Annotated in this window: 9 protein-coding genes and 1 pseudogene; 9 read left to right on the forward strand and 1 reads right to left on the reverse strand. The window is 41.0% G+C overall.

Annotated elements, in window-relative coordinates; translation table 11 throughout:
• Nucleotides 1–745: pseudogene (locus tag VOR_RS0109540) on the reverse strand (GGDEF domain-containing protein); the annotation flags it as partial.
• Between the two features lie 320 nt (nucleotides 746–1,065).
• Between VOR_RS0109540 and VOR_RS0109545 the strand changes: the two are divergent.
• The 9 genes from VOR_RS0109545 to VOR_RS18410 all read left to right on the forward strand — a co-directional run bounded on the left by VOR_RS0109545 (nucleotide 1,066) and on the right by VOR_RS18410 (nucleotide 9,541).
• Nucleotides 1,066–1,434 carry a late competence development ComFB family protein gene (locus tag VOR_RS0109545; protein WP_010319481.1) on the forward strand — a complete coding sequence of 123 codons (369 nt, stop codon included), beginning with the start codon at nucleotides 1,066–1,068 and terminating at the stop codon, nucleotides 1,432–1,434.
• A 10-nt stretch (nucleotides 1,435–1,444) separates the two neighbouring features.
• On the forward strand, nucleotides 1,445–1,729 hold the full coding sequence (locus tag VOR_RS0109550; RefSeq protein WP_010319482.1) for an HlyU family transcriptional regulator: 285 nt from the start codon (nucleotides 1,445–1,447) through the stop codon (nucleotides 1,727–1,729).
• A gap of 295 nt (nucleotides 1,730–2,024) precedes the next feature.
• Entirely contained in the window at nucleotides 2,025–3,575 is a 1,551-nt protein-coding gene (locus VOR_RS0109555) for a Re/Si-specific NAD(P)(+) transhydrogenase subunit alpha (RefSeq protein WP_010319483.1), read from the forward strand.
• 11 nt (nucleotides 3,576–3,586) lie between these two features.
• Nucleotides 3,587–4,963, forward strand: a complete 1,377-nt coding sequence (pntB, locus tag VOR_RS0109560) for a Re/Si-specific NAD(P)(+) transhydrogenase subunit beta (protein ID WP_010319484.1) — start codon at nucleotides 3,587–3,589, stop codon at nucleotides 4,961–4,963.
• Between the two features lie 150 nt (nucleotides 4,964–5,113).
• Nucleotides 5,114–6,568, forward strand: coding sequence for a sensor histidine kinase VxrA (gene vxrA / locus VOR_RS0109565; RefSeq protein WP_010319485.1), 1,455 nt, complete (start codon nucleotides 5,114–5,116; stop codon nucleotides 6,566–6,568).
• Nucleotides 6,543–7,202: a response regulator transcription factor VxrB gene (gene vxrB / locus VOR_RS0109570; protein ID WP_010319486.1), complete on the forward strand. Its 660-nt coding sequence runs from the start codon at nucleotides 6,543–6,545 to the stop codon at nucleotides 7,200–7,202. The genes vxrA and vxrB overlap by 26 nt, the downstream gene beginning before the upstream one ends.
• Complete coding sequence (locus VOR_RS0109575) at nucleotides 7,199–8,083, forward strand: DUF2861 family protein (protein ID WP_029627061.1); 885 nt, start codon at nucleotides 7,199–7,201, stop codon at nucleotides 8,081–8,083. Before vxrB ends, VOR_RS0109575 begins: the two co-directional genes overlap by 4 nt.
• Before the next feature lie 60 nt (nucleotides 8,084–8,143).
• Nucleotides 8,144–9,334: a conjugal transfer protein TraF gene (locus VOR_RS0109580; protein ID WP_010319488.1), complete on the forward strand. Its 1,191-nt coding sequence runs from the start codon at nucleotides 8,144–8,146 to the stop codon at nucleotides 9,332–9,334.
• Between the two features lie 45 nt (nucleotides 9,335–9,379).
• Nucleotides 9,380–9,541, forward strand: coding sequence for a YoaH family protein (locus tag VOR_RS18410; protein WP_010319489.1), 162 nt, complete (start codon nucleotides 9,380–9,382; stop codon nucleotides 9,539–9,541).
• The last annotated feature ends 159 nt before the right edge of the window (nucleotides 9,542–9,700 follow it).

Here is a 9,700-nt window from a genome sequence, read left to right on the forward strand (position 1 = left end):
TAAAATAGTCTATATCTAGCATCGCTATCGCATATTTTTTGCCTAAGTATTTGATGTCAAGATCTAAGGCGTGGCGAGCTGGGATACACGTTAATCGATCAATAAACGCCATTTCATGGCCCGCCGAAATTAGATATAAGATCAATAAAACCCCGGCTAGAGAGAACAGTGTGCTTGAGATATAACTCACGTGGAAAAAAATAAAGGTGAAGGAGGAGAGTAAAATACTGGCGTAAATGCTAGTGTCTAAGATCTGGTTTCGCGTGAGCACAAATATTGCGGAGACACCAATTAATGCCAAGAGGTACATCACCAACAAAAATGGCAATTTCGATATTTTCGGTATCGTTACTAAAAAAACCTGGCTAAAATTCTCAAATCCGCCATCACTGACGTACATCAAAGTAACAACGGCCCAAAACATTAACAGCAGCAAAATAGCGATGTATAAGCCATAAGTTTTACTCAATACAGTAGCATTACTTCCTAACGCATAAGGTACTAAACACAAAACGGGTAATAACAAACTTAATAACGAAAGCTCTAGCAAGGTTGTTCCCGTAGAAAGGGGCATCTGTAAGCGCCACTGGATGATTGCGTAGGCCACCATCATCGCTGTCGAGATCATAGCCAAACGCCCTTGCTTAAAAATGTGTCCTAATGCGATTGCTACCGTGAAAAGAATATAAGGCAGGTTACTAGCGAAGCCAATATTGGCGCTAGTGATCAGAATGACGTTTTCCATCCCCAACATAATGGCTATTAACAACCCTATTGGGAATAAGAATCGAAACCAATGAGATGATACAAAACTTGTCGGCATCAATAATACAAATATGACCTTTGTGGCATTCAAAATTAAAATTGATAATAAGGCCATAGCATACTTTTATTTAATAGATTGCCAAGCTTTTTGCTAGACTTACTAAATGAAAGCGAACACTTGAACAAAGTTTAGACGATAACGCATCTAAAAGTTGTATAAAATCATTAAGGTACGCTAAGTTGTTACTGCTAAGTTCTATCTAAATATTTTGATTAGTACGAAGAGGAAGGAGTGTAATGATGCAAATTAGTGTTGATGTACATAATTACATGGAAACACTTGTCGGACGCGTATTGGCTGAAGATAAGTATGTAAATCACTATGATAATGAGCAGCTTGCCGATCTCGCTTGCTTATCCCTTGCTCAATTGAGACCGATCTATATTCGATATGACATAGATTTTCTCTCTGCGCTACCTGAAGAAAAATTGGTCATACTTAAAGAAAATGCACAAGTTGCCGTTGAATCGGCGGAAAGCATGATCGTTAATGATCGACGTAAACACAGAGAAGATGATATTCCTATCATTCTAGGCCAATTGCGCTTTGACGATAACTTAGAACTAGAGTGGTTCGAGAAGCCGATTATTGAAACAAACAAGTCTTAAAGGAGCTCTTGTGGGATTTTTTTCTCGTTTATTTAATCAAGAGTCAGGCAATGACTCAAAAATGAAGCTTTTGGATCCCATTGAATATAAAGGTTTTTTAATTTACCAAGATGCAATGTCTGAATCAGGGCAATATCGCGTCGCTGGCAAAATTAGTAAAGATGTTAATGGTGAAATATGTACTCACCGTTTTATCCGCTCCGATGTCATGGCTAGCAGAAGCGACGCTGATGATCTTATGCTTAAAAAAGCAAAAATGCTCATCGATCAGATGGGCGAGAAAATCTTTTCCTAACATCGTCCGACTTGATAAAAATCATAATGAATATCCTCATTAGTCGATACCCTTATCCATTGAGTAAAATGCAGGGCTAATATCCTGTTTTTATAGAGCTTTGTGATAGTGGTTCGACCTCGGCTTTGTTTGGATGTCGTTGTGTTTTTGTCTTTCACCTATGACAATCACTCATCACTCATCACTCAACCTTATATGTAATAGCATTTTGTATTTTTATTACAAACTGCTTGCAGTTATGCTGGTGGTTAGATAAAAACAGAATAATCATTGTGCCAATAGTCAAGGAATAACTATGCAAATTGGTGTACCAAAAGAGACCCTTACGGGTGAAACACGGGTTGCAGCTTCACCGAGTTCGGTAGCGCAATTAATCAAACTAGGCTTCGACGTCTCCATTGAAACTCAAGCTGGGGTTTTAGCCAGTTTTGATGATGCGGCTTTTGAGGCGGCAGGTGCCGCGATTGTTTCGACACAAGATGTTTGGAATTCAGACATTATCTTGAAGGTCAATGCGCCGATTGCTGATAAAAAACAATCGATTGATGAGGTTGCTTTGATCAAAGAAGGGGCAAGCCTAATCAGTTTTATCTGGCCTGCACAAAACCCAGAATTGATGGAACAGTTATCAAGTAAAAAAATCAACGTGCTGGCGATGGACTCAGTGCCGAGAATATCCAGAGCACAAGCTTTAGACGCTTTGTCATCAATGGCTAACATTGCTGGCTACCGTGCTGTTGTTGAAGCTGCACATGAATTTGGCCGCTTCTTTACAGGGCAAATTACCGCAGCGGGCAAAGTCCCGCCGGCAAAAGTACTGGTTGCTGGAGCTGGCGTTGCTGGCCTCGCTGCTATCGGTGCCGCAGGAAGTTTGGGGGCAATTGTACGAGCTTTTGATGTTCGCCCAGAAGTAAAAGAACAAGTTCAATCAATGGGTGCAGAGTTTTTGGAAGTCGATTTCCAAGAAACGGCTGGTTCAGGCGATGGTTACGCCAAAGAGATGTCTGACGACTTTAATAAAAAGGCCGCTGAACTGTATGCAGCGCAAGCTAAAGATGTCGACATCATTATCACGACGGCTTTGATCCCTGGACGTCCAGCCCCTAAGCTGATCACCAAAGAGATGGTCGACAGTATGAGCGCTGGTAGCGTGATCGTCGATCTTGCAGCTGCAAACGGGGGGAACTGTGAATACACGGTTGCTGATCAGGTGATTACAACCGCCAATGGTGTGAAAGTGGTCGGTTATACTGATATGGTTGGCCGCTTACCAACACAATCCTCTCAATTATATTCAACAAACATCGTTAACTTGCTGAAATTGTTATGCAAGGAAAAAGATGGGTCCATCAATATTGACTTTGAAGACGTTGTTTTACGTGGTGTGACGGTCGTGAAAGAAGGCGAAATAACGTGGCCAGCACCACCGATCCAAGTCTCTGCGCAACCGCAAGTCAAGACCGCACCAACTAGACCTGAACCCAAAAAACAAGAACCCGTTTCTGCGACGAAAAAAATTGCTGGCTTAGTTGCTGCCGTTGGCGCTTTTGCTTGGATCGCATCGGTCGCACCTGCGGCTTTTTTAAGCCATTTCACCGTTTTTGTTTTAGCGTGTGTCGTAGGTTACTACGTCGTTTGGAATGTTACTCATGCTTTACATACTCCTTTGATGTCCGTTACCAATGCAATTTCCGGCATTATTGTGGTCGGAGCTTTATTGCAGATAGGTCAAGGGAGTGGTGTGGTCACTTTCCTCGCGTTTATCGCTGTTTTAATTGCAAGCATTAACATCTTTGGTGGTTTTACAGTCACCAAACGTATGCTTGAAATGTTCCGTAAAGACTAAGGGAGTAATATATGTCTGCAGGATTAGTACAAGCCGCATATATTATTGCTGCTATCTTTTTCATCATGAGCCTTGCTGGATTATCAAAGCAGGAATCAGCAAGAGCTGGTAACTACTATGGTATAGCGGGTATGGCTATCGCACTCATCGCCACTATTTTTCGTCCAGATGCGCAGGGCTTAGCTTGGGTATTGCTGGCGATGGTCATTGGGGGTGGTATCGGTATTCATTATGCTAAAAAAGTAGAAATGACCGAAATGCCCGAGCTTGTGGCTATTCTCCACAGTTTTGTGGGCATGGCTGCGGTATTAGTGGGTTATAACAGCTATATCGATGCGCCAATTGTACTCGATCACGCTGAACACGTGATTCATTTGGTTGAAGTGTTCATTGGGGTATTTATTGGTGCCGTCACCTTTACAGGATCTATCGTCGCCTTTGGTAAACTGCGTGGAATCATTTCGTCGTCGTCGCTCAATCTCCCTCATAAGCATAAGCTCAACCTTGCGGCCATTGTTGCCTCGACATTATTAATGATTTACTTCGTTAATAATGGTGGCAGCATGTTTGCGTTAATTATTATGACTCTAATAGCGTTCGCGTTTGGCTACCATTTGGTGGCTTCGATTGGTGGTGCAGACATGCCAGTTGTGGTATCGATGCTTAACTCCTACTCAGGTTGGGCGGCCGCAGCGGCTGGCTTTATGTTAGCGAATGATTTGTTGATCGTAACCGGAGCACTGGTTGGTTCTTCAGGTGCTATTCTTTCTTACATCATGTGTAAAGCGATGAATCGCTCTTTTGTTAGTGTGATTGCCGGGGGCTTTGGTCAGGATGTGGCTATCAGCGCAGACGTTGAATACGGTGAACACCGTGAAATAAACGCTGAAGAAGTAGCCGAAATGCTGAAAAACTCTAAGTCAGTGATCATCACTCCAGGGTACGGCATGGCAGTAGCTCAAGCACAGTATCCCGTTCACGAAATCACGGATAAGTTACGTGCACAAGGCATCAAAGTTCGCTTTGGTATTCATCCAGTAGCGGGACGTTTGCCTGGTCATATGAACGTACTGCTTGCTGAAGCAAAAGTGCCTTATGACATTGTGTTAGAAATGGACGAAATAAACGATGATTTTACTGAAACGGATACCGTTTTGGTGATCGGTGCAAATGACACAGTAAATCCAGCAGCATTAGAAGATCCGAACAGTCCGATCGCCGGAATGCCAGTGTTGGAAGTATGGAAAGCGCAAAATGTCATTGTATTCAAGCGCTCAATGAATACTGGCTACGCAGGTGTACAAAACCCTCTTTTCTTTAAAGATAATACCTATATGCTTTTTGGTGATGCAAAAGAGAGTGTAGACGCTATATCAAAAGCGTTATAGCATTTAAGACCAGAGATAGAAGAAGCCAGCATTTAGCTGGCTTCTTCTATTTTTGAGTAATCATTATTGACATGGATATAACATGCTTAATGTATTGTTAGGTAATAATGTTATATAGTTTTTAATCTAAACCATTAATGAAAATAAAACTTGTTTAAAGCGATTAAGACCTACTTGGGGACTGTTTTAGTCCTAATATCGATTCAAACCCATGCCGATTCGTTGCCAGAACGCATCGACATTTTTGTGTCGCTTTTTGATTATAGTACCGCTGATGTACGTTATGATATCCGTACCTTGCAAGTTGATTACCCAACCCGTTTGCTCACTCCGGATTCGATGTTACCGCAAACGGCTGAATACCCTTTAAAAGACATTCAACTACTGTATAAGCTATCTCAAAGCTGTACAGGTAAATTACCGCTCAGTCCACTTATAACAGAGCCATTAGTCTTTACGAGAGCCTTTTGTAAAGGCTCCAAATTACCTTCAAAATGGTTTGCAAGAAGTACTTTGATTCACCCTGGCGGAGGTACTTATGCGGCTCGCTATGTAAAGAAATACCCTGATAGCTTTCTAGAGTTACAGCAATACATGCACATACGAGAGCGTGCCAAAGCAAACGCTGATTCTTTACTCGGCCGTATTAAAAACATGAATGAAGATACAATTCTAGCACTCATTTCAGGTGCAACAATGTTTGTAGAAAACCAGGATCTTTGGCTAAGAAAAGGCGATATGTACTATGTTTTTGATGAAGACATATGGTTAGACAACGCGAGTAAAGCAGGACTTAGCTACAGTATGACTTCGGAAAATTCTACCTGTTTTATCCAGCGAGGTAACATTTGTTGGAATATTGAAGATCATTCCAACGTACTACGGATAAGTATGGTGATTCTTGTCTTAGCTAACATCATACTTGTATTTGGATGGTCTCTTTACCGGTGGAATTCAAAGCGGCAGGAAATGAAAAGTCGTATGTTGGTTTTGCAAATTCTTACCCACGAACTCAGAACGCCAATTGCAAGTTTGTTGCTGACTGTTGAAGGATTTCGACGCGAATTTGAAAGGTTACCATCAACGGTTTATGACGAATTTAGACGTCTATGTGAAGATTCAAGACGTCTACGGCAACTGGCCGAAGCCAGCAAGGATTATTTACAGTCCGATAATAGACCACTTGCAACAAGCTGGGTGCCTTCCGTAGAAGAGTGGTTACAATACAAAGTGGAAGAAGAGTTTCGTGAAAGCATAGATCTTTTTATAAACAAAGATATTGCGGCAAAACTGAATGTTTACTGGCTTGGAACATGCATCGATAACTTAATTAGAAACGCTGTTAAATACGGAGTTGCTCCAGTTACGTTAGAGGTGGTAACTAAACAAAATTCAATCACGATCAAAGTTACAGATCAAGGTCTGTTAAATCATCGAGATTGGAGAAATTTACGTAAACCTTTCGTCAGTAAAAGTGGCTTAGGTTTAGGTTTGACTATTGTAGAATCAATGGTAGGTCGAATGGGTGGCAAGATGACTCTCGCTGGACCACCAACCACATTTATATTGGAGATCCCCTGTGAAACAGACATTGCTTCTCGTTGAAGATGATAAAAACCTTGCCGATGGTTTATTAGTAAGCCTTGAACAAGCAGGGTATGACTGTTTACATGCTGAAACTATTGCAGATGTAAAACAGTATTGGGATAGTGCAGATTTGGTCATTCTTGATCGTCAATTACCCGATGGCGACTCCATCCAGCATTTGCCTGAATGGCGTAAAATAAAAGAATTACCCGTAATTCTATTGACGGCATTGGTAACAGTTAAAGATAAAGTTACTGGCTTAGATGCAGGGGCAAATGACTACTTAACCAAGCCTTTTGCCGAGGCTGAACTATTCGCACGTATTCGAGCACAGCTTCGTTCGCCTGAATCAGAAGGGCAAGACGATACTAAAGTGGTTACCCCAAACCTTGTTATTGATAAAGCGACAAGAGAAGTTTTTTTTAAGGAAGATTCAATTACCCTAACACGTACTGAATTTGATTTGCTTTTATTTTTGGCGAGTAACCTAGGGAGGGTGTTTACGCGTGATGAATTACTCGATCATGTATGGGGTTATAACCACTTTCCAACCACAAGAACTGTAGATACCCATGTACTGCAATTGCGACAAAAACTTCCTGGGCTAGAGATTGAAACTTTACGGGGAGTTGGATACAAGATGAAAGCGTGATGCAGAAATCTCGTTTACTATTGCTAGGCATAGCGTATGTGGCTATGCCTTCTAAAGCACAAAATATTGAGTGGTTTGATCAAATCACACCACTGACTCAAGCACATCAAAATCTTTTAAATAACAATTTAGAAGCGATGTTTAACTCACTTGTCGAAGTTTGGCAGCTTGAGCATAATAAAAACATTCAGAACCATCTCAATGAATTATTGTTACAGTCATTAAACGTTGATTGTGGTAAAAGTTTAGATAAAAAACCACTACCAGAATGGCTTAAATCGATCACCATTAATAGACAAGAGATTCAGAGCCCAGGAAGAGATGCGTTTCATGTTGATTTAGAAGTGGATGCTGAAAAACCGCTTGCGGATATTGCGTTAACCCAGTGGGTCGATAAAAGTTTATCCACCGATAGCTTATTAACGACCACTTCGAGTGACAGCGTCACTGGAAAGGCACATTACTTAAAACGTTATAATCTCAATAGTAAAATTACAATGGGTTTATACCGTCTTGATATAACGGCTAAGGATCTACAATCTTGGAGTGCATGGATTGTACTCGGAGAACCCAAAGCAAAACAAATTGTACGTTGGGCCTCAAAAGATCAATGGCAAATTGAAAAAAAAGCGCTGCTTAACCCTCACTGTTCTTTGCCAGAACTAAACGTATCACTATATGATTATGTAGACGGAAAATACTCTGAAATATGGAGTAAACGCTACGAATCCGAATACCCCAATGCGCTTGAAATCACTAATTTAGCTGCCGATCGATATGTACTAGCTGTATCAATGACTCAGCAGCGTTGGCAAGGGCCAATTATTATTGAGCAATCTCAAGTAATCAGTAAAACCTACGATGTTTCAGTAGATGAATAATTAAAGATCATAGACAATATGCCGTTATAGACATAAAGGAAATGACGCGCTTATAACATTATGAAAAATTTCATGAAAATACTCCCACTTGCAATAGTACTTACACCCTCTCTCAGCTTCGCAGCTAATTATGCAATAGAGGCGCGAGGGGATGCGATGGGTGGTGTAGGGGTTGTATCTGCGAACTTTCTCACTGCCCCATTTTATAATCCTGCACTTGTGGCTATTTATCGTCGTAACGATGACGCAGGCATGATCGTTCCTAGCTTCGGGATTTCTTATAATGATGAAGACCACATGGTCGATGATTTAGACAGCATTTCAAGCTTCATAGAAAAAAAAGATTACACAAATACTGAACAGCTGCAGAAAAGTTTAGATAATTTACAAAATGATAAACTAAAAGCCGAAATTGGCGGTGTTGTCGCCTTTGCCATTCCTAACCAATTTATAGCGGCTAATTTATTCGCCAAAGCCTATACCGAAACGTTTGTCACTCCTGATGTTTACAGCGGCGAAAACACTGCTTCATTAACTCCAGAGCTACAATCTGTTGAAAACGCCGAGCTCAGTGCAGTGAATGCTGTTTCAGTTGGAGTAACAGAAGTAGGTATCTCTCTAGCTAAGTACCAAACATTTTTAGGTCAACATATTGCGTTTGGTGTAACTCCCAAACTTCAACGCATCTACACCTATGTTTATACTGCAAGTATGACCAGTTACGATATAAAAGATGTACGAGATAATGGTCAGGGTGAAACGATGTTTAACCTAGATGCTGGTGCTTTATGGTTTTATGGCCCTCTACGAATTGGTTTTTCCGCAACCAATTTAGTCAAGCGTGATATTCAAACTCAATCTTACACTAAGAGCCTTGAGAGCCAATTCGGTAAAACACGAGACATCAATATTGGCTACGCATACCAAATGAGGCCACTTTATACAGTAGGCGTAGGTATTGTTGCAGACTACGTCACATTAAGTGTAGATTATGATCTTAATGAAGAAGAGCGCTACACTAATTTTAACGACAATACACAGATGATTCGAGTGGGTGGGGAAATCGATATCATGCGCCAGTTAAAATTAAGAGCAGGCTATAAAAAGAACTTAGCTTACGATAATGTTGATGGAACAATCACAGCAGGAGTAGGGATCTCACCTCTCAATCTCTTCCAATTGGACATTGGAGCAAGCTATACAAACGATAATGCGATGGGAGCTTACATAAATTTCCTTGCAAGCTACTAACTCGATCTTTATAGTCAGGCTCCTAATCAACCGGAGCCTTTTTAAATGTTTGATGATATTCCAACCTTATCTCACCAAGAACACCGACAGCAAGAAGCTGTTGAGAAAATTCAACAACTAATGGCTCAAGGTATCAGCACCGCAGAAGCCATAAAAATCGTTGCATCTCAAATTAGAGCAGAAAAATCCGCAGATAAAACGAATTAATTCTCAACCTAACGATCTCCATTGCATAAGAGCGTTCACTCATTAGTGGACGCTTTTTTATACCCTTATTATCTCGACTTTAAATCATTACAAACCAGAAACGAATTCATTGCACATATCGAATCCGATCGAAAAAGAGTATGCGCCCCATGATCCCAC

Source organism: Vibrio ordalii ATCC 33509 (assembly GCA_000257205.1).
Lineage (GTDB): Bacteria > Pseudomonadota > Gammaproteobacteria > Enterobacterales > Vibrionaceae > Vibrio > Vibrio ordalii.